Below are 20443 nucleotides of genomic sequence, written 5' to 3' on the forward strand. Positions count from 1 at the left end.
CGGGACTGAAGTCCCCCCACAGTGCACCCGGCCGGCTCGCCGCAAGCCTCTCCTGTAGGAGCGGCTTCAGCCGCGACAAATGGCGTGGTCTGGCTATCCGATCTCGGAAGCAGTCGGGACTGAAGTCCCTCCCACAGCGCACCCGGCCGGCGCGCCGCAAGCCTCTCCTGCAGGAGCGGCTTCAGCCGCGACGAACGGAGCGGGCTGGCTATCCGATCTCGGAAGCAGCCGGGACTGAAGTCCCTCCCGCAGTGCACCCGGCCGGCGCGCCGCAAGTCTCCTGTGGGAGCGACTTCAGTCGCGACAGCGGAGCCTGAACTGCAGCGGCGTCGGCAACATGTCGCGGCTGAAGCCGCTCCTACACGGCGCGCGTCAGAAAGCGCCGTCCGCCCGGTCCTCACCTGCGCCGACGCCCGGTGCGCGATGATGCGCGCCCGCCTTCGCCCGTTCCGTCAGCCGCCCATGCCCTGTTCCCGAACGCTGCTGGTCCTGCTGCTGTCGTGCTGCGTCGTCGCCGGCGCGCAGGCGCGCACGGTGTACCGCTGCGTGCGCGACGGCACGGTCAGCCTGGCGACCGCGCCGGAGCCGGGCTCCAAATGCACGCCGAAGGAGCTCGACGATGCCGCGATCGCCACGCCCAACCTGTGGGGCAGCATGGGCGTGTTCAGCGGCACCCTGTACGAGCGCGAGCAGGACGGGCGCCTGGTGTATTCCACGCGCAATCTGCCCGGGTCGCGCCCGTACCTGCGCTTCACCGCGGTCACTCCGCCGGGCGAGGCGGCGCATCCGGGACTGGGCAAGGTCGGCGCGCCGCAGTTGAACATGCACGCCAAGCAATTCCGCGCCGCGGCGCGCGCCACCGGTGTGGACGACCCGTGGTTGCGCGCGATCGCGCACGCCGAAAGCGGCTTCGACGCGGCAGCGGTGTCGCCGAAGGGCGCACAGGGCGTGATGCAGCTGATGCCCGAAGTGGCGAAGGAATACGGCGTGGCCGATCCGTTCGCCGCCGACCAGTCGATCGCCGGCGGCGCGCGCTACATGCAGTCGCTGCTGCGCCGCTACCAGGGCGACCGCACGCTCGCCGCGGCCGCCTACAACGCCGGCATCGGCACCGTGGCGCGCTATCGCGGCGTGCCGCCGTATGCGGAAACCCGCGACTACATCGACAAGGTGATGGCGCTCTATCAACGCTACCGCGAAGCGATGGGAATCAAGACGGAAACGCCGGCGCAGTAGCGGGGGTTCCCACGTAAGGCTTGCAGGTCGCGTGGTCGCGCGCTTTCCCGCCGACGCACGCACGATCGAACCTGGCATCCGCATACATGCCGCCACGGTGCGTCCGCGCAGCGCGCGGCAGCGCAGGGAGCATGGTGCACCGACCCGGCGGCTATGCGCGGCATCCGGCCATTCCATCGGCAAGCCAGGCTGACCGTGTGTGCCAGCCCTCAGCGCCCGGCCTGCAGCGCCACTTCGTCGTACGGCTGCACCATTCCCCGCAATCGCCTCCAAAACGTAGCTGCATGCTCTCGCCGCAGCCGCGTCCAGGCAGCGCGTCCAGGCTGACGCCGACGCTGGTCTCCGGTGCTCGGCCTCAGCGCCTGGCCTGCAGCGCCACTTCTTCGTACGCTGCACCATTCCCCGCAATCGCCTCCAAAACGTAGCTGCATGCTCTCGCCGCAGCCGCGTCCAGGCAGCGCGTCCAGGCTGACGCCGGCGCTGGTCTCCGTTGCTCGGCTTCAGCGCCTGGCCTGCAGCACCACTTCTTCGTACGACTGCACCATTCCCGGCGATCGCCTGCGAAACGCAACTGCATGCTCTCGCCGCAGCCGCGTCCAGGCAGCGCGTCCATGCTGATGCCGGCGCCGGTCTCCGGCGCCCGGGCTCAGCTCTTCGCCTGCAGCGCCACTTCCTCGTACGGCTGCACCACCACCCAGCCTTCGCCGGCGAAGCGCAGCTGGATGCTCTCGCCGGAGCCGCGCCCGAGCAGCGTGCCCAGGCTGACGTCGGCGACGATCTCCGGGGTCAGCCCGCCGGACCAGGCCACGGTGGCGTTGGGGTCGGTGAACACCGGGCCGCTCTGCGCGTTCACCGGCAGCGTCAGCGGTTCGTAGTGCGAGGTGATGGCGACGATGCCGTGGCCGCTCAGGCGCACGTTGAACAGGCCGCCGGAGAGCATGCCGGCGACCTTGCGCATCATGGTGATCTGGCTGTCGATGCCGGCCTCGATGGCGAGCACGTCGTTGCCGTTGACGAAGATCGACTCGCCGGCCAGGCGCAGCAGGGTGATCTTCTTGCCGGCGTCGGCCAGATAGACGCGGCCCTGGCCCTCGATCTTCATCAGCTGCATGCCTTCGCCGCTGACCGCCTTCTTCAGCAGGTTGCCCAGGCCCTGTTCCAGCAGGCCCTGGCGGGTGAACTTGACCGCGCCCTTGCGCGCGACCATGGCCCCGGCCTTGGCCCACACCAGGCCGTCCAGGCGCACTTCCAGCAGGTGCGGGCTTTCCAGTTCGAACGCGTCCGCGGAGGCGTCCTTCTCGCGCGAAGCCGACAGGAATTCGGCCAGGGTACGTACGCTCATCTTCGATCCTTGGGTCTGGGCAGGGATCGCAGCATACCCGCCGGCCGGCGCCTCAGGGCGTGGCCGGCTCCGGCTGCCGCGCCTGCTGCGCGGCCGGCGTCAGCGCTGGGGCGGGCGCCTGCTTGGCGTACAGGTCCAGCAACAGCAGGGTCACGCCGTTGGTCCAGCCGAAGCCGTCCTGCAGCGCGTATTCGCCGCCGCCGCCGCCCTGCGCCTTGGCGTCGACGCCGTACTTCTCCACCAGCTTGTGCTGCTGTGCGAACAGCGCCTGCACCCGTGCCAGGAAGCGGCTGCCGATGCGCTGCGCCAGCGCGTCCTGGCCGTAGCGGCGCAGGCCGTCCACCGCGATCCATTGCAGCGGCGCCCAGCCGTTGGGCTCGTCCCATTGCTGGCCGGTATGTAGGCGGGTGGTGGCCAGGCCGCCGGGACGCAGCAGCTGCGCCTGCACGGTGTCGGCGCTGCGCTTGGCGCGCGCCGGCGAGGCGATGCCGACGAACAGCGGATACAGCGCCGCGGCGGTGACCTGGTCGCGCAGCCGGCGCTGCTGCCAGTCGTAGTCGGCGTAGTAGCCGGCATCGCTCCACAGGTGCTTGTCCATCGCGGTCTTGCGCGCGCTGGCCAGGGCCGCGTAGTCGGTGTCGCAGCCGGCCGCGCCCGGGTTCTTGGCGCAGGCCAGGGCCAGGGTGGTTTCGAGGTGGTAGAGCAGGCTGTTGAGATCGACCGGGACGATGGCGGTGGTGCGGATCGTGGCCAGGGTCTTGCGGTCGCCCAGCCAGCGGCTGGAATAGTCCCAGCCGCTCTCGGCGCCGGCGCGCAGGTCGCGGTAGACCTCGGCGGCCGGGCGGTCCTTGGCCTCGGCGGCGGTGCGCACGTCGTGCAGCCAGGCTTCCGGGCGCGGCGTGTCGCGCGCGTCCCAGTAGCGGTTGAGCAGGCTGCCGTCGGCCAGCCGCACCACGTGCGCCTGCGCGCTGCCCGGCGCCAGCGCCTGCGCGCCCTGCATCCAGTACGCGTATTCCTTCTGCAGCTGCGGCAGGTAGCGCGCATAGGCGGCGTCGCCTTCCACCTTGGCCTGCAACTGCACCATGTGCGAGAAGAACGGCGGCTGCGAGCGGCTCAGGTAGTAGCTGCGGTTGCCGTTGGGGATGTGCCCGTAGGTGTCGATCAGGTAGGCGAAGTTGTCCAGCATCTGCCGGCTGCGTTCGCGCTCGCCGCTCTCGACCAGGCCGAGCATGGTGAAGTACGAATCCCAGTAGTAGACCTCGCGGAAGCGCCCGCCCGGCACCACGTAGGGCTGCGGCAGCGACAGCAGGCTGCTGTGCGCCGGCACGTCCACCTGGCGCCGCACCAGCAGCGGCCACAGCGCGTCGATGTGCTCGCGCAGGCCGGTGTCCTGGCGGATCGCCTCGGTCTGCACCGGGCCGGATTCCTCGAAGTTGGCGGCGACGAAGCGGCGCAGGTCGAAGTCCGGCTGCTGGCGCTGGGCCAGGTAGTCGGCGTTGATCAGGGCCGGGTCGCGCAGCGGCAGCGCATCGACGAAGTGCTTCTGGTCGTCGAACAGTTCCTGCTGCTGCACCGCCTGGAACAGTTCGGGGTAGGCCAGGTCCGGGGTCAGCGGCGCGGGCGCCGGCGCGGTCTGCATCGCGGTCGGCGCGGGCTGCGCCGAGGCGGTGTCGTAGTTGCCCAGCAGCAGGCCCAGCGACAGGCTCAGCAGCGGCGTGCAACAGGGAGGAGCGGCATGGCTCATCTCGGGTCCAGAGCAGGATGCGTGCGGCATGGTAAACGACCGAAGGAGGAGGCGGGTGACTGGCGGCTGTGGCGGCCGCGCGCTGGCGAAACCTGGAAGCGCGGAGCGGTCCGGCCGAGGCGCGACGCGATCGGCCGATCTGGCGATATCGGCCATGCGCCGGTGGGCTTGAATCGGAGCGCGTTGCGGAGACATGCCGGAGGCGATGCAAGAGCGGGGCCAATCGGGCGCCGCCGCCTGCCGGGCTTGGCGCCGCCGCTGCGGGCCGGACGGCGCAGTGCGCCGATGTTGGCCGCTGGCCCGAGTCTGCGGACCTGGCGGCACGAAAGCGGAGCGCCTTGCATCGGCGGCAGCCGGGTGCCGACACGGTGTGTCGCGGCTGAAGCCGCTCCTACAGGGGCGGCGAACGAGTGTCCGGTTCCTGCCGCAGCAGGGCGGGCCCTTGTCCCGCAAACGGCGGGAACCGTCGGGGCGTGGCGGTCAGCCGGCGGTGCCGGCGCCGAGCGCGCGCAGTTGCGCCTGCAGCGTGGCGGCGTTGGCGAGGGCGTGGCCCAGCGCGGTGTTGTCGAAGATCACCCAGGCTTCGTCCGTGTGCGGCGTGGCGGCGGCGACGCGCTCGGCCAGGCCGCGCAGCGTGTCGTCGGCGTAGTCGCTGTAGTAGACGCGCGGCGCGCCGTGCCAGCGCCAATAGGCCGGCGCCGCGGTGCCGGCGGGTTGCGCGGCGCTGGCGTTCAGCGCCGGATCGGCGGCGACGCGGGCGATGCGGTGGCGCTGCCACAAGGCCTCGGCGCGCGCGCTGAACCAGCTGGCGTGGCGCGGTTCGCAGGCGATGCCGCCGTGCCAGCGGCGCCGCAGCATGGCGAAGAAGGTGGCGGCGGTGCGCGCATCGAAGGCCAGGCTCGGCGGCAGTTGCACCAGCAGGCAGCCGAGCCTGTCGCCGAGGTGGCCGACTTCGCCGAGGAAGGCCTGCAGCAGCGGCGCGACGGCATACAGGCGCGCGTCGTGGGTGATGCTGCGCGGCACTTTGGCCGAGAAGCGGAAATCCGCCGGCACGCTGTCGGCCCAGCGCTGGTAGGTGCTTGCCCGGTGGGCGCGGTAGAACGTGGAATTGATCTCTACGGCATCGAAACGCGTGGCATAGCGCGCCAGCTGGCTGGCGCCGTCGCCGACCAGCGCGCGCTGGGTGCTGGCGATCGACCAGCCGGCGCAGCCGACGCGGATGCGCGGTACGGCGTTGACGCTGCGTGGCGAAGCGGTCGGCATCGGCTGCTGGTGGCGGGACGGGTGTCCGGCATAACAAGCGCTGCGGCCAGGTGCCGTGAAGGGCGCGGCCGGGTGCGATCGCGGTACGCGTGCAGCGTGGAAGATGCGATGTTCGGCACTGCGCTGCTGCGCGTGCTGCTGCGTTGAAGGACGGATCGGGCAGCGTATGCACCACTGCGCGCGCGTCGCCACGCCAAGACGTTCCGGCGTCGCGGGCGATCCGCCCGCACGCCGCCTTGCCACGCATGGCCGGGACCTCCCGGCCATGCGCGTGTTGCCTTACTGCTTGCCGGCAGCCTTGGCCTTCGCCTTGACCGGCTGGCCGTCGCTGTCCAGCACCTGCACCTCGCCCAGCTTCAGCGCGCGTACCGGCGCCTCGATCTGCTTGAGGTCGCCGACGATCACCCAGGTCATCGCCTGCGGCGCGACGATTTCCTTGATCGCCGCTTCCGCCGCGGTCTGGTCGATGCCTTCCAGGCGCGTCTTCAGGGTCTGCACGTAGTCGTCCGGACGCCCGTACTGGACGATGCTCTCGACCGCGCCCAGCACCGCGCCGGTGGTCTCGAAGCTGCCCGGCAGGGCGCGGATGCGCTGGTTCTTGATCTTGGCGATCTCCTCGGCGGTCAGCGGCTTGTCGCCGACCACGGCCTTGGCTTCCTTCAGGATCTCCGCAGCCGATTCGGCGGTCTTGTCGGTCTGCACCGGGGCGAAGAACAGGAACGGGCGCTGGCCCTGCGCATCCAGCATGAAGCTGTTGGCGCCGTAGGCCCAGCGCTTGTCCTCGCGCAGGTTCATGTTCAACCGCGAGGTGAAGGTGCCGCCGAAGGCGCCGTTGGCCACGCCGATGGCGAGGTTGTTCGGCGCCTTGGTCGACGGCGCCAGCAGGCCGGCCAGGATCAGCGACTGCGGCGCGTCGGCGCGGTTGATCAGGAACACGCGCGGCTTGGGCTGTGCGGCGACCTGCGACAGGGTCTTGCTCGGGCGCGTGGCCGCCGGCGGCTGCCAGTCGCCGAACGCCGCGTCCAGCTGCGGGATGATCTGCGCCAGGGTGGTGTCGCCGGCGACCAGGATGCGCAGGTTGTCCGGGCGCAGCCAGCCGTTCTGGAACGCGGTCAGGTCGCTGGCGCTCAGGCTCTTGATCGCCGTTTCGGTGCCGCTGCCGGTAAGCGGCACGCCGTAGGGATGCTGCGGGCCGTACAGCAGCGGCGGCAGGGTGCGCAGCGCCAGGCCCTGCGGCTGGGTCTTCTCCTGCGCGATGGAGGCCAGCCACTGGCCGCGGATGCGCTCGATGTCCTCGGCCTTGAACGCCGGGTTGCGCACGATGTCGGCGAACAGCGCCAGCGACGGTGCCAGCTGGTCGTTGAGCGCGTCGAGCGAGGCGGCGCAGCTGTCCAGCTCGCACGCCACGCTGGTGATCGCGCCCAGGCGCTGGCGGCGCTGCGCCACTTCCACCGAATCCAGGCTGCGGGTGCTCTCGTTCATCAGCGCCGCGGTGAAGTTGGCGGTGCCGAGCTTGCCGCCCTGGTCGGCCGCGTAGCCGGCGTCGAACAGCAGTTCGACCTGGGTCACCGGGATGGTGTGGCGTTCGGCCAGCACCACTTCGATGCCGTTCTTGAGCTTGCCGCGCTGCAGCTGCGGGAAGCTCAGGCTCGGGAACTGGGTGGTCTCCGGGATGCCGGCGGCGCGATCGACCTGGTTCTTGCCGACGCTGTAGCTGGCCTTGGCCGGCAGCGTGGGCGCGGGCTTGCCGTCGGCCGCGGGCAGCGGCTTGACCGCCTTGTCCTCGGCCACCGGGTCGAAGCCGTCGCCGGCCGGCAGCACGGTCAGCAGGTAGTCGCCCTTGCCGAACCAGGTGTCGGCGGCCTTGCGCACGCTGGCCGCGGTGGCCGCCTGCGCGCGCTCCAGGTCGTGCTTGTAGGCGCCTGGATCCTTGCGGTAGACCTGGCCCTCGGCCAGGATCGCGGCCTTGCCGGTGAAGCCGCCGACCTTCTCCAGGCCGCGCACGAAGCCGGCGCGGTAGTTGACCTGGGCGCGCTGCAGTTCGTCGGCGCTCGGGCCTTCGGCCAGGAATTTCTTCAGTTCGTCGGCAATGGCGGCCTCGACCTTGGCCGGGTCCACGCCGTCCTTCACGTCGGCAGTGATCTGCAGCTGGCTGGCCAGCGCGAACGGCTGGATGCTGGCCGAGACGTCGTCCACCAGGTTGTCGCGGTACACCAGGCGCTGATACAGGCGGCTGGTCTTGCCGCCGCCGAGCACGGTGGTGGCCAGGTCCAGCTGCACGGCGTCGTCGCTGCCCAGCTGCGGCGCCACCCAGGTGCGGTAGATGCGCGGCTGCGCGACATGGTCGTGCTGGACGCCGCGGGTCTGCCTGGCCAGCGGGGTGATCCACGGCTGCTGGCGCGGCACCGGCTTGCCGGCGGGGATGTCGCCGAAGTACTGCTCGGCCTTGGCCTTGGCCTGGGCCACGGTGATGTCGCCGGCCAGCACCAGGGTGGTGTTGGCGGCGCCGTAGTTGTCGTGGAACCACTGCTTGACGTCGTCCAGCGAGGCCGCGTCGAGGTCGGCCATCGAGCCGATGGTGTCGTGCTGGTACGGATGGTTGGCCGGGAAGATGTTGGCCAGGATGTTCTCGTCCACGCGCCCGTACGGACGGTTCTCGCCCTGGCGCTTTTCGTTCTGCACCACGCCGCGCTGGGTATCCAGTTCCTTCTGTCCGATCGCGCCGAGCAGGTGGCCCATGCGGTCCGATTCCATCCACAGCGCCATGTCCAGCGCGGTGGTCGGCACGGTCTCGAAGTAGTTGGTGCGGTCGAACCAGGTGGTGCCGTTCATGTCGGTGGCGCCGACCTTCTCGAACGGCTGGAAATAGGTGCCCTTGTGGTTTTCCGAGCCGGAGAACATCAGGTGCTCGAACAGGTGGGCGAAGCCGGTCTTGCCGGCCGGCTCGTCGCCGGAGCCGATGTGGTACCAGATGCTCACCGCCACCACCGGCGCCTTGTGGTCTTCGTGCACCACCACGGTCAGGCCGTTGGGCAGGGTGAAGCGGGTGTAGGCGATCTCCGGCACGGTGGCCTTGGCCTTGGCCGCCAGTGCTGGCGGCGCGGCGCTGGCCGGTGCGATGGCGGCGCCGACGCCAAGAGTGAGGATGCTGGAGATCAACAACGACAAGGGTCGAAGCATGGGGCCGGGCCTGATGAGGAGAATGAGCCAGCATAGTGGGCGCACGCCGGGCTCGGAACGTGACTTATGGCACAGCGGCGGCGGCCAAGACGCGTTCTCCCGCTCGCCTTGCCGAGCGTCGGGAACCGGGAGAGAGTCGGTGGCGATGGACTTGCCGAGCGAGCCCGTCGCGAGCGATCGTCCGGCGCGACCCCGACGAACTCCCGCACCCTGGCGAGGTCCGCATCGAAAGCGCGGCGGGCGCGCTGCGTCGCCGCAAATGCGAACGGCAGCGTCGTGGGACGCTGCCGTTCGCATTGTCACCGCGCGGTGTGCGCGGCGGCGCTTTCATTGCACGCGGTCAGCGCGCGGCGCAGAAGCCGAATTCGGCGGTGGCGCCGGGCGCCAGGGCCTTGTTCCAGTCCACGCCGGATGCCTTGAGCGTGCTGCCGGACTGCGACCAGGTGGCATTCCACAGGTTGTTGACGGTGCCGCCGATCGACAGGCTGACCGCCCAGTTGCCGCTCGCGCTGCCGGTGTTGGTCACCTGCACGCGGTGGCAATAGCCGGCGTTCCAGTCGCTGTCGACGATGGTCTTGGTGCTGAAGCTGGCGCTGCCCGGGGTCGGCGTGGGCGTGGGAGTCGGCGTTGGAGTAGGCGTCGGCGTCGGGGTGGGCGTCGGTGCCGGCGTGGTGCTGCTGGAATCGCCCCACAGTTTCTTCAGCAGGGTGACCTTGTCGGTGCGCACCGAGGACCAGTCGTCGTTGAGGATGCCGCCGGTGTCGCCGCTGTTCGGATTCCACGACCAGTAGAAGCCGCTGTGGATGCCCTTGCCGATCAGGTAGTCGACCAGCGCGTTCTGCCACTTCACGTCCAGCGCATTGCCCTGGCCGTACTTGCCGCCGAACTCGCCGAGCAGCAGCGCGTGGCCGGACTGCACGAACTGGCCGAAGTGCTGCTCCCAGATCGCCGGCATGTTGGCCGGGAAATTGGAGGCGCTGAAGTAGGACTGCATGAACACGTCCGGGCCGTACACGTGCGGCGCCAGCAGCAGGCGGTTGGCCGGGATGTTCAACGCGGTGCAGGCCAGCGGCTCCAGGTTGCCGCCCCAGAAGTGGCCGCCGCTGCTGGAGCAGTTGCCGTTCTCGCCGATGCCTTCGACCACGATCAGCCATTTCGGCGCCACCTTCAGCACCGCTGCCGAGGCGCGCTCGGCAGCCTTGTTCCAGTCGGTGGCGGCGTTGCCGCTGCCCCAGGTGGCGGCGCCGTGCGGCTCGTTCTTCAGGTCCAGGCCGATCACGCCCGGCACGCTTGCGTAGCGCTTGGCGACGAAGGTCAGGTCGGCGAGCCATTGCTGCTCGCTGTAGGAGGAGGTGTACCACAGCTCGGAAATCGCGTTGCAGTCCGGCGTGTGGTGATCGAGCAGCACGTACATGCCGCGGCTGCTGAGTTCGTTGATCACCTTGTCCATCACCTGCAATGCGCTCAGGCCCTGCAGGTCCGGATTGAGGCCGTAGTCGATGCTGCTCGGCGCGGTGCCGTTCAAGGTCTGCGGGCAGAACGGCAGGCGCACGGCGTTGAAGCCCAGGCCCTGCATCTGCGTGATCATGTCCTTCCAGTTGCGCGCCCACAGGCCGTGCACGCTGTGCACGTTGGTCTCGAAGCCGAACCAGTTGACGCCACGCAGCTGCACGGGATTGCCGCTGTCGTCCACCACCTTGCCGCCGTTGATGGCGTAGCTCCAGGCCGAACCGCTGGCCGCCAATAGCGCCGCGGCCAGCAGGCAGCGGGTGATGCGGGATTTTTTCGACGTCGACATCTCTCTGGTTCTCCGAAAACGGCCGGTCCAAGATGGAACGGCCAAAGGTGGGGGCGCCGGCGGGGCGCATGGCGGCCATCATCGGGAGCCGATGCGGCGGGCGTCGTGATTGCCGGCACAGAAGGGCGGCTTGTCCACGAGCGCTGCGATGCGCTTGGCGAGCGCGGCGATTAGAGCATGCGCAGATGGCAATCCGAGCAGTGCGTCACGTCTTTCTGGGCGGCGCCGGCCCTGCTTGGCCGCTCGCCGCCGGCGTCGCTACACTCGGGCGGGTACATCCATCCAAGGGGCAAGAGTGAAGCGACCGATCATGGGCATGCTGGCGCTGGCGATTTCCGGCGCACTGATGGCGGCGCCGCCGTCGGCACCGAATTTCGACACCAAGCGCATTTCCGCCGACGTCAAGACGCTGTCCTCCGACGCGTACGAAGGCCGTGCGCCGGCCACGCCGGGCGAGGACAAGACCGTGGCCTACCTGAGCGCGCAGTTCCAGGCCGCGGGCCTGCAGCCGGGCGGCGACCTGCAGGACGGCAAGCGCCTGTGGACGCAGGCGGTGCCGCTGCGCCGCGCCGACATCGTCGGCACGCCGCAGGTGGCGGTCGAGGCCGGTGGCCAGCGCCAGGCGCTGACCCAGGGCCAGCAGATCGCCGTGCGCGCCGCGCTCGACGGCAGCAGCCAGGTCGCCATCGACGGCGCGCCGCTGGTGTTCGTCGGCTACGGGGTCAAGGCGCCGGAACGCGGCTGGGACGACTTCAAGGGCGTGGACCTGAAGGGCAAGATCGCGGTGGTGCTGATCAACGACCCGGACTTCGAGACCGGCAAGGGCGCGTTCGACGGCAAGGGCATGACCTACTACGGCCGCTGGACCTACAAGTACGAAGAGGGCGCGCGGCAGGGCGCGGCCGGCGTGCTGATCGTGCACGAGACCGCCCCGGCCTCGTACGGCTGGGCCACGGTGGCCAGCTCCAACACCAACAGCATGTTCGACGTGGTCCGCGACGATCCCAAGGCCGCGCATCCCACGCTCGAAGGCTGGATCCAGCGCGACCTGGCGGTGGACCTGTTCAAGCGCGCCGGGCTGGATTTCGAGGCCCTGAAGAAGCAGGCGCAATCGCGCGAGTTCAAGCCGGTGGAACTGAAGGGCGAGCGCCTGCATGCCGACTATGCGGTGAAGTCGGAGGTCATCACTTCGCACAACGTGGTCGCGCGGCTGCCCGGCAGCACCCATCCGGACGACAGCGTGATCTACACCGCGCACTGGGACCACATCGGCGTCGGCGCGCCCGACGCCAACGGCGACCGCATCTTCAACGGCGCGCTGGACAACGCCAGCGGCACCGCCGCGCTGCTGGAACTGGCGCGCGTGTTCGCCAAGGGCCCGACGCCGCAGCGCTCGGTGGTGTTCCTGGCGGTCACCGCCGAGGAGAAGGGCCTGCTCGGCTCGGAGTACTACGCGTCCAAGCCGTTGTATCCGCTGGCGCGCACGGTGGCGGTGATCAACATGGACGGCATGAGCCCGTTCGGCCCGTCGCGCGATTTCGGCATCTACGGCACCGCCAAGCTGGACCTGCTCGACGATCTGAAGACGGTCGCCAAGCGCTGGGACCTGCGCTACACGCCGGATCCGAAGCCGGAAGCCGGCTACTTCTTCCGCTCCGACCACTTCTCCTTCGCCAAGCGCGGCGTGCCGGCGCTGTCGTTCTCGGCCGGGCAGGACTGGGTGGATGGCGGGGTCAAGGCCGGCAAGGCGGCGTCGGACGACTACACCGCCAAGCGCTATCACCAGCCCGGCGACGAATGGCTGCCGAGCTGGACCTTCGCCGGCGCCGCGCGCGACCTGCAGGTGCTGTACACGCTGGGCAGCGAGCTGGCCAACTCGCCGCAATGGCCGAACTGGAGCAGCGACTCGGAGTTCCGCGCCACCCGCGACGCCAGCGCGGCGCAGCGGCAGTGAGCCGGGGCTGAGGCGTGTCCGCCGACCCGCCGGACGTCGCGCCGGCGGCGCCGGACACGCTCCACCCGCCTGCGCCTGCGGTCGGGCAAGACACCCTGCCCGATGCGGCCGATGCCGTCGACCCGCTGCATCCCGGGTTGGTGCGCACCGGCGTGGTGCTGGCGTTCCTGATCGGGGGGCCGCCGCTGGGAACGTTCGTGGTGGCGCTGCCGCTGTTGCTGTTCGGCGCATTGGATGGCGGCGACGCGCCGATCGATGCGCTGGCGGGGGCGCTGGCGATCTCGCTGTTTTCCTATCTGTTCGGCGCGGTGCCGGCGCTGCTGACCGGCGCTGTCGCCGCGTGGTACTGGCCGCGGCTGCACGGCTGGCGCGCGCATGCGCGGATCGGCGTGGTCGGGCTGCTGCTGTCGCTGATCTGCCTCGGCATCGCGTTCGCGGTACTGGACACGCGGCGCGATTTCATCGAGACCTTCACCATGGCGTTGCTGTGCAGCCTGCCCGGGTTCGTCGGCGCCACGCTGGTCTCGCGCCTGCTGCAGGCGCTGCGCTGACCCCGCGCCGACGCCGGCCTCAGCCGGCGCTGGCCTGCTGCAGCGACGGGGTGCGCCAGCCGGCGCGCACGCCCCAGAAATAGAAGCCCAGCGCGACCACGCCGACCACGATCAGGTCCGGGCCGTAGGACAGGTAGCCATGCCCGCCGAAGGTGGTGCTGCCGGCCCACGACAGCAGCGCGATGGTCGGCAGGTAGGCGATCAGCCAGCTGGCGCCGCGCAGGTGCTTGCCGAACTCCTTCCAGCCCTGGCGGTGCTGGTAGTAGGCGTACACCGGCAGCGCCACCAGCATCAGCACGATGATCTCGCCGGTCAGCGGCCAGCGCGCCCAGTACAGCAGCTCGGTGGCCAGCACGAACGCGGTGGCGGCCAGCACCGGCAGGCCGAAGATGCGCAGCGGGCGGTGCATCTCCGGCGCGTGCCGGCGCAGCGCCATCGCGCTGATCGGGCCGGTCAGGTAGGAGATGATCGTGGCCACCGAGATCACCGCCGCCAGCGTGCCCCAGCCGCGGAAGAAGAACAGGAACAGGTAGGACACCGCCAGGTTGAAGAACATCGCCGGGCGCGGCACGCCCCAGTGCGGATGCAGCTTGCCCAGTACCGCCGGCAGGGTGCCGTTGCGTTCCATGCCGTAGATCATCCGCGCGGTGGTCGCGGTGTAGGTGATGCCGGTGCCGCTGGGGCTGACGAAGGCGTCCACGTACAGCAGCATCGCCAGCCAATGCAGGTTGACGATGATCGCCAGCTGCGCGAACGGCGAGCGGAAGTCGATGCCGTGCCAGCCGGCCTTGGCCAGCAGTTCCGGCGGCACCGCGCCGATGTAGGCCACCTGCAGGATCAGGTAGATCACCGTGGCCAGCGCGATCGAGCCGAGCACCGCGAACGGGATGCTGCGCCCGGGATCGCGCGCTTCGCCGGCCAGGTTCACCGGGCTCTGGAAGCCGTTGAAGCTGAACACGATGCCGGCGGTGGCCACCGCGGTCAGCACCGCGGCGAAATCGATCGTATGCGTGCCGCCGTGCAGGCCGACGCTGAAGTTCTCGCTGTGGAACCCGCTGGCGATCAGGGCCACGCCGGTCAGCGCCGGCACCACCAGCTTGAACACGGTGATCAGGCTGTTGGAGCGCGCGAACAGCTTCACGCTCCAGAAGTTCAGCAGGAAATACACCAGCACCAGCGCCGCGGCGATGTACAGGCCCGGCACCGACAGCTCGCCGGCGCCGCCGGGCTGCTGCACGTACAGATCCTGCGCCCACTGCCACGGCCACGAGGCCATGTACTGCACCGAGGCCTCGGCCTCGACCGGGATCACCGACACGATCGCGATCCAGTTGGCCCAGCCGGCGATGAAACCGACCAGCGAGCCGTGCGAGTAGTGGCTGTAGCGGACCATGCCGCCGGACTCGGGGAACATCGCACCCAGTTCGGCATAGGCCAGGGCGATGGTGGTGACGATCGCCGCGCCCAGCAGCCAGGCCCAGACCGCGCCGGGGCCGGCCAGCCCGGCCGCGCGCCAGGCGCCGAACAGCCAGCCGGAGCCGATGATCGAACCCAGGCCGGTCAGCATCAGGGCGAATGGGCCGACATCGCGGCGCAAGGCGGTTTGGGTCATGGAAGGTTCCTGGCGGCGTCGGCAGCGGGAAACCGGAGATGATCGCAGATGCGGCCGGGCGTCGCACGGCCGGGATTCGGGATTGGGGATTGGGGGATTCGTAAAGGCGATGGTCGCGAAGCGGGGGCGCTACCGGCTTGGGTTTTTCCAATCCCGAATCCCCAATCCCCAATCCCGGCACTTCTTACGCAAGCTTTACGCCCCAGCCGCCTACCGCAATGGCGCGCTTACGCGGCACAGGCCTAGAGTCTGCAGCGTCCTTTCCGTTGGATGTGTTCCATGTCGATTCTGGTGATTCAAGGCCCGCACCGCGATGCGCCGGCCATTGCCGTTGCGCGGCGCCTGGCCGGCGCGTCCGGCGCCCGGGTGGTGCCGGTGGCCTGTGCCGATGCGGCGCAGATCGTGGCGCGGCTGCAGCAGGGTGCGCACGACGAGACCGAACTGGTGCTGCTGGACTCCGGCGAGCTGCCGGCCGCGGACCTGGCCGATCACGGCGCGCACCTGCGCGAGGCGCTCGATGCGCTGGGCCATCCCTACATCGAAGTGCACGACGCCAGCGCGCAGGCGCTGGAGCCGCTGCTGCATCCGCGCCACGCGCCGCTGCTGACGGTGATCGCCAATGGCGCGCTCGCCGACAGCTACGCGATCGCGCTGGGCGTGGCCTCGCGCCATCTCGGCGCGCGTGCGGCGCTGGCCAACTGAGGGCGCCGCCATGTCGATCCTGTTGTTGCGCGGCCCGGACTGCGTGGCCGGCCATCGCGGCCGCCCCGCGCGCATCGCGCCGCGGGTGATGCGGCAGTTGCTCGAGCACGCCGGCCGTGCCGGCAAGACCCTGGCGGTGCGCGGCTGCGCCAGCGAGAGCGAACTGCTGCAGGCGTTGGCCCAGGCCGATGCGGCGGCGGTGGAAATGCTGCTGCTGGATCCGGGCGCGTGCTCGGACAGCGCCGCCACCGCCGCCGCGGTCGCGCACCTCGGCCGGCCGTACGTGGAAGTGCACGACGATGCCTGCGACCAGCGCGAACCGTGCCTGTGCGCGGCCTCGCGGCAGCGCGTGGGGCAGGTCGGCGGCTATTGCGCGCAGAGCTACGCGCTGGCCTTGTCGATCGCGCTGGAACACCTGGGCTGCAACGGCTACGAAGGCGATGTCCACGTCGGCACCTGAGCGCGCGCGCCACTACCTGGCCGACTACGACGCCTACAGCTTCGGCCAGCGCGTGGCCTGGGGCACGCTGGCGCACAGCTGGGACGACGCTGCGCCGCTGGACCCGCAACGCCTGCTGCAGCAGCTGCGCGCGCAGGCCGCGCAGCGGCATGGCGTGGACAGCGACGAGATCCGCATTCGCAGCGTCAGCCGGCTGTAGCGCACGTGCACGCCACGCATGCCGGCTGGTCGCGGAGGCGACAGCAGGGCGAGCGCATGCTGGCCGCGAGCGAAGCGCATGCACCGCGCCCGCGGATCGAGACGACGGGGTTTCGGCACTACCGCGGCCGCCTCGGCGTTGCAAGCGAACCAGCGCGCTGCGGCGCGTAGGCGGCATCTCCGTCTACCGAGGCGCTCCGGCTCCTGCGAACCGACGCCGCGGCCGCCACGGCGTGGCCGGCATGCGGCGCGCCGCGGCGCCGCTTACGCGAACAGGGTGGCCAGCCGCGCCACCGCCGCTTCCGAGGCGGCACGGTCCGGAGTGGCATCGGGATTGCCGAAATCGCCGTCGGCCTGCGCCTGCACCAGGATGCCGTCGCGGCGTGGCACCACGTTGAGGTTGTGGCCGCGATAGACCAGCCCGTACGTCACTTCCGGCTGCGGCACCAGCCGCGCGGTCTGTCCGCGCACCGGCACCAGGCTGTCGTCGCCGAGCAGGGCGCGCGCGCCGTAGCCGGTGGCGTTGACCAGGGTCTTCTCGCGCAGGTCGGCGAACTGGCGCGGGCTTGCGAACTCGCGCGTCTCGATCTCGCCGCCGGCGGCGAGGAAATCGTCCAGCAGCAGCCGCGCGTAGGCGCTGATGTTGAACACCAGTTGCGTGTAGCGGCGCACGTGCGCCACCCGGAACGGATGCTGGCCTGCCGCCAGCGGCTGCGAGCGCGGGCCCAGGTCGGCCAGATATTGCGCCTCCAGCGGCGGGTAGTCGGGTTCGCCGTTGCCGCCATGGCCGCCGGGCTGGTCGAACGGCACATCCGACAGCACATAGCCGTCGCGCCACTCGATCGGGTCGCCGGGCAGGCCGAGCAGGTTCTGGTACATGTCGAACGACGTGCGCGCCATCCGCTCCCAGCGCCGCCCGAACTCGGGCGTGGCGTAGGCGCTGCTGCACACCCGCGAATCCGGCGACCACACCCCGGTGGCGAAGGAGGAACGCACTTCCGGCGGCCGCTCCCTGGCGTAGATGCGCACGCGCAGTCCGGCGCGCTGCGCGACCAGCGCGGTGGTCAGGCCGATCGCGCCGCAGCCGATCACCGCCAGCTGGGTCTGGCCGGTGGCGCGCGCCAGCTGCGTGGCGATCGCCGCCGATCCCCACGACAGCGACCAGCCGCTGCCGCCATGGCCGTAGTTGTGGATCACGGTCTTGCGGCCGATGCGTTCGGCCTCGATGCGCGGCCCCTGCGCGCGGAACGGCCGCGTGCACGCGTGCAGCGCGACGATGCGGTCGGCGCTGGCGCGGATCGGCGCCAGCGGCGCCGGCGCCGCGAAGGCGGCCGCGGGGGCGGACGCCGCGGGAAGGAGCGGCAGCGGCGCTGGCTGCGGCACCGCGGCGCCGCGCCGCGGCTGCGCGAGCAGGGGACCGGCGCCGAAGGCGGCGGCGGCCAGTGCGCCGCTGCGCAGGAAGTGTCGTCGGTGCATGCCGGACTCCTGATCGTGACGGGCGAAGTCTAAGCGAGCGTGCGCACCCGCGTCGCTGCGGCATGCCCGCGATAGGCGCGCGTGGACGCACGGCCGACGCGGCGCCGCGGTTTGGCTCCGCCGATCCGAGGTTCCGTCCGCACGTGCATGGTTTTGTCGCAAGGGGACTGGCGGCCTGCGCTGCCGCGGCTATGCTCGCGGCCATGTCACCGATCCCCGCCGCCATGTTTTCCAGCGTGTCCCTGATTCTCCGCCTGCTGTGCGCCTGGGTCGCGGCGGTGATCGTCGCCGGCTTCGTCTGGAGCGGCCTGTTCTACGGCATGGAAGACCGGCCCGGCTGGTTCTTCGGCCTGCTGGCGATGCTGCTGATGCTGTCGGCGCTGGTCGCCGGCATCACCCATCTGCGCCGGGTCTGGCTGATCGCCGGGCGGCTGGACAACGCCACCCTGTCCAGCCGCCAGCGCCGCCAGATCGAGATCCCGCTGGACACCCGCGAGGCGTTCGCGCTGGTCGATGCGGCGGTGCGCGAACTGCCGCGGGTGGAAGAGGTCGAGAGCGCCGCCGACAGCCTGCAGGTGCGCGCCAAGGTGCGTCGCATCGATCCGTACAACGGCCGCACGCCATCGCGCTGGAACCTGGCCGCACGCTTCGCGGTCAAGCGCAACCAGGTGCTGGCGACGCTGACGCCCGGCGCCGGCACCAGCAGCCTGACCCTGCTGCTGGAACCGGACGCCAGCGCCTGGATCGACCTGTTCGCGGTCGACGAGGGCAGCAACTACGAGAACGCCGAGGCGCTGAGCCGCGCGGTGGCGCGCCGCGTCGCCGAGTTGCGCCGCGACGAGCAGGCCGCCGCCAAGCAGGCCGCCACCGATCAGGAGCTGACCGTGGCGCGGCTGAATCTGCTGCACGCGCAGGTCGAGCCGCACTTCCTGTACAACACCCTGGCCAGCGCGCAGGTGTTGGCGCGCACCGATCCGCCGCGCGCCGACCTGATGCTCGGTTACCTGATCCAGTACCTGCGCCGCTCGCTGCCCAGCGCCGAGGACGCGCTGAGTTCGCTCGCCGAGGAACTGGAACGCACCCAGGCCTACCTGGAGATCCTCAGGATCCGCATGGGCGCGCGGCTGCAGCTGGAACTGCAGGTACCGGAGGCGATGAAGACCCTGCCGCTGCCGTCGATGATGCTGCAGACCCTGGTCGAGAACGCGATCAAGCATGGCCTGGAACCCAAGCCCGGCGGCGGCACGGTCTGGATCCTGGCGCGCGCGTTCGACGACCACGCCACCATCACCGTCGCCGACGACGGCCTGGGGTTCAACAGCCAGTCCAGCGGCACCGGCATCGGCCTGAAGAACCTGCGCGAGCGCCTGCGCCTGACCTATGCCGGCGCGGCCACGTTCGCGATCGTGTCCAACTTCCCCAGCGGCGTGGCCGCGACGATCACCTTGCCGTATCCGCCGTCGCCGTCGTCCCCGCCGCCGCCGCCGCTGCCGTCGGGAGCCGGTCATGGTTGACGCCGTCATCGCCGAAGACGAGGAACTGCTGCGCACCGCACTGGTCGGGCTGCTCGGCGACGTCTGGCCGCAGCTGCGCATCGTCGCCGAATGCGAGGACGGCGCCAGCGCGCTGGAGCGCCTGGCCGAGCACCAGCCGGACGTGGCCTTCCTGGACATCCGCATGCCCGGCCTGAGCGGCATCGAGGTGGCGCGCGCGCTGGGCGAGTTGAGTCCGCGCACGCAGGTGGTGTTCGTCACCGCCTACGACCAGTACGCGATCGATGCGTTCGAGCAGGGCGCGGTGGACTACCTGCTCAAGCCGATCGTGCGCGAGCGCCTGCAGGCGACCGTGCAGCGGCTGCAGGCGCGCGCCGCGCAGGGGCCGGACGTGGCGGTGCTGGATGCGCTGCTGCAACGCCTGGGACAGCGCCCGCCATCGCCCAGCGCACCGCCGCCGCTGGCCTGGATCACCGCCAACAGCGGCCGCGAGACGCGGCTGATCCTGCTCGACGACGTGGTCTATTTCCAGGCCGACAACAAGTACACCACGGTGCTGACCCGCGACGGCGAAGCGCTGCTGCGCACGCCGCTGCGCGAACTGCTGGAGGTGCTGGATCCGGCCGCGTTCCGGCAGATCCACCGGTCCACCATCGTCAACCTGAAAGCGGTGGCCTCGGTGGTCCGCGACGACACCGGCAAGGGCCGGATGAAGCTGCGCCACCGCGACGAAGTGCTGACCGTCAGCCTGCCGTACATGAGTCTGTTTCGCGGCATGTAAACGCCGCCTCCCGCATCTCCGCACTGGAACAAGGAATTCGCCATGCGTCTGCTCTCCGCGCTGTGGTCGTGTCTGCTCGGCATCGTCGGATGCCAGGGTCACGCCACCTTCGACCTGTCCACCGACGCCCACCGCGAGACCGTGGTGCACACCAGCGAGCGCGGGGCCGCGGTGATCTTCAGCCGCACCAGCTACCGCGGTGGGCTGGCCACGTTCCGCTGCGTCGACAGCCGCAGCGGGCGCTGCCACTACCAGGTCTACGCCGCCTGCGCGGCGCCGACCGCGGCCGCCGGCAGTGCAGCGGCGGCCCCGTGCGCGCCGCGCATGCTGCAGGAGTTCGACCTGCAGGTCGGCCAGCGCCGCGAGATCGGCGGCCTGCCGCGCGACTTCGGCCAATGCGTCGCTCCCGAGACATCGGCCGCGACGCAGCCGTGCGCGCAGGGCTGAGGGGCGGCTGGCGTCTCGGGATTGGGCCCCGCTACTGTTGCGGTTTCTGACTCCGCGCGTCGCGACTGAAGTCGCTCCCACAAGGGGCTTGCGGCCGACCGGCTGGGTGCACTGTGGGAGGGACTTCAGTCCCGACTGTTTCCGAAGCCGGATAGCAGGATGGCTTCGTTCGTCGCGGCTGAAGCCGCTCCTACAGGAAGCTCGCG

16 protein-coding genes are annotated in these 20443 nt (G+C 70.6%); 9 read left to right on the top strand and 7 right to left on the bottom strand.

The window, feature by feature from the left end; all coding sequences use genetic code 11:
• Positions 1-462 precede the first annotated feature (462 nt).
• On the top strand, positions 463-1236 hold the full coding sequence (locus JR064_RS22220) for a lytic transglycosylase domain-containing protein (RefSeq protein ID WP_179568938.1): 774 nt from the start codon (positions 463-465) through the stop codon (positions 1234-1236).
• Positions 1237-1882: 646 nt separating this feature from the next.
• Here the strand turns inward: JR064_RS22220 and JR064_RS22225 are convergent.
• The 5 genes from JR064_RS22225 to JR064_RS22245 form a co-directional block, all read right to left on the bottom strand.
• Entirely contained in the window at positions 1883-2578 is a 696-nt protein-coding gene (locus JR064_RS22225; protein WP_179568936.1) for an AIM24 family protein, read from the bottom strand.
• Between the two features lie 52 nt (positions 2579-2630).
• Positions 2631-4322, bottom strand: a complete 1692-nt coding sequence (treA, locus tag JR064_RS22230; RefSeq protein WP_179568934.1) for an alpha,alpha-trehalase TreA — start codon at positions 4320-4322, stop codon at positions 2631-2633.
• A 480-nt stretch (positions 4323-4802) separates the two neighbouring features.
• Entirely contained in the window at positions 4803-5585 is a 783-nt protein-coding gene (locus tag JR064_RS22235; protein WP_206231176.1) for a DUF72 domain-containing protein, read from the bottom strand.
• A 279-nt stretch (positions 5586-5864) separates the two neighbouring features.
• Complete coding sequence (locus tag JR064_RS22240) at positions 5865-8765, bottom strand: M16 family metallopeptidase (RefSeq protein WP_206231177.1); 2901 nt, start codon at positions 8763-8765, stop codon at positions 5865-5867.
• 340 nt (positions 8766-9105) lie between these two features.
• Entirely contained in the window at positions 9106-10563 is a 1458-nt protein-coding gene (locus JR064_RS22245) for a glycoside hydrolase family 5 protein (RefSeq protein ID WP_206231178.1), read from the bottom strand.
• Between the two features lie 295 nt (positions 10564-10858).
• Between JR064_RS22245 and JR064_RS22250 the strand changes: the two genes are divergently transcribed.
• Both JR064_RS22250 and JR064_RS22255 read left to right on the top strand, forming a co-directional pair.
• On the top strand, positions 10859-12517 hold the full coding sequence (locus tag JR064_RS22250; protein ID WP_206231179.1) for a M28 family peptidase: 1659 nt from the start codon (positions 10859-10861) through the stop codon (positions 12515-12517).
• 14 nt (positions 12518-12531) lie between these two features.
• Positions 12532-13068: a hypothetical protein gene (locus tag JR064_RS22255; protein WP_338123914.1), complete on the top strand. Its 537-nt coding sequence runs from the start codon at positions 12532-12534 to the stop codon at positions 13066-13068.
• Between the two features lie 19 nt (positions 13069-13087).
• Here JR064_RS22255 and JR064_RS22260 read toward each other — a convergent pair whose 3' ends face one another.
• Complete coding sequence (locus JR064_RS22260) at positions 13088-14680, bottom strand: APC family permease (RefSeq protein ID WP_206231180.1); 1593 nt, start codon at positions 14678-14680, stop codon at positions 13088-13090.
• Positions 14681-14959: 279 nt separating this feature from the next.
• Between JR064_RS22260 and JR064_RS22265 the strand changes: the two genes are divergently transcribed.
• The 3 genes from JR064_RS22265 to JR064_RS22275 are packed head-to-tail and all read left to right on the top strand — an operon-like array spanning position 14960 to position 16041.
• On the top strand, positions 14960-15382 hold the full coding sequence (locus JR064_RS22265) for a hypothetical protein (protein ID WP_206231181.1): 423 nt from the start codon (positions 14960-14962) through the stop codon (positions 15380-15382).
• A 10-nt stretch (positions 15383-15392) separates the two neighbouring features.
• Positions 15393-15842: a type II 3-dehydroquinate dehydratase gene (locus tag JR064_RS22270; RefSeq protein WP_179568916.1), complete on the top strand. Its 450-nt coding sequence runs from the start codon at positions 15393-15395 to the stop codon at positions 15840-15842.
• Positions 15823-16041: a hypothetical protein gene (locus JR064_RS22275; RefSeq protein ID WP_179568914.1), complete on the top strand. Its 219-nt coding sequence runs from the start codon at positions 15823-15825 to the stop codon at positions 16039-16041. Before JR064_RS22270 ends, JR064_RS22275 begins: the two co-directional genes overlap by 20 nt.
• A gap of 263 nt (positions 16042-16304) precedes the next feature.
• Here JR064_RS22275 and JR064_RS22280 read toward each other — a convergent pair whose 3' ends face one another.
• Entirely contained in the window at positions 16305-17516 is a 1212-nt protein-coding gene (locus JR064_RS22280) for an FAD-dependent oxidoreductase (RefSeq protein WP_206231182.1), read from the bottom strand.
• A 224-nt stretch (positions 17517-17740) separates the two neighbouring features.
• Here JR064_RS22280 and JR064_RS22285 point away from each other — a divergent pair, with 224 nt between their 5' ends.
• Genes JR064_RS22285 through JR064_RS22295 form a run of 3 tightly spaced genes read left to right on the top strand, consistent with a single transcriptional unit; the run spans position 17741 to position 20237 of the window.
• Complete coding sequence (locus tag JR064_RS22285) at positions 17741-19030, top strand: sensor histidine kinase (RefSeq protein WP_179569438.1); 1290 nt, start codon at positions 17741-17743, stop codon at positions 19028-19030.
• The gene (locus tag JR064_RS22290; RefSeq protein ID WP_179568910.1) at positions 19023-19790 is read left to right on the top strand and encodes a LytR/AlgR family response regulator transcription factor; all 768 of its coding nucleotides are present in this window, start codon (positions 19023-19025) and stop codon (positions 19788-19790) included. The genes JR064_RS22285 and JR064_RS22290 overlap by 8 nt, the downstream gene beginning before the upstream one ends.
• A gap of 42 nt (positions 19791-19832) precedes the next feature.
• Positions 19833-20237: a hypothetical protein gene (locus JR064_RS22295; RefSeq protein ID WP_206231183.1), complete on the top strand. Its 405-nt coding sequence runs from the start codon at positions 19833-19835 to the stop codon at positions 20235-20237.
• Positions 20238-20443 lie beyond the last annotated feature (206 nt).

It is taken from the genome of Xanthomonas bonasiae, from assembly GCF_017163705.1.
Classification (GTDB): domain Bacteria; phylum Pseudomonadota; class Gammaproteobacteria; order Xanthomonadales; family Xanthomonadaceae; genus Xanthomonas_A; species Xanthomonas_A bonasiae.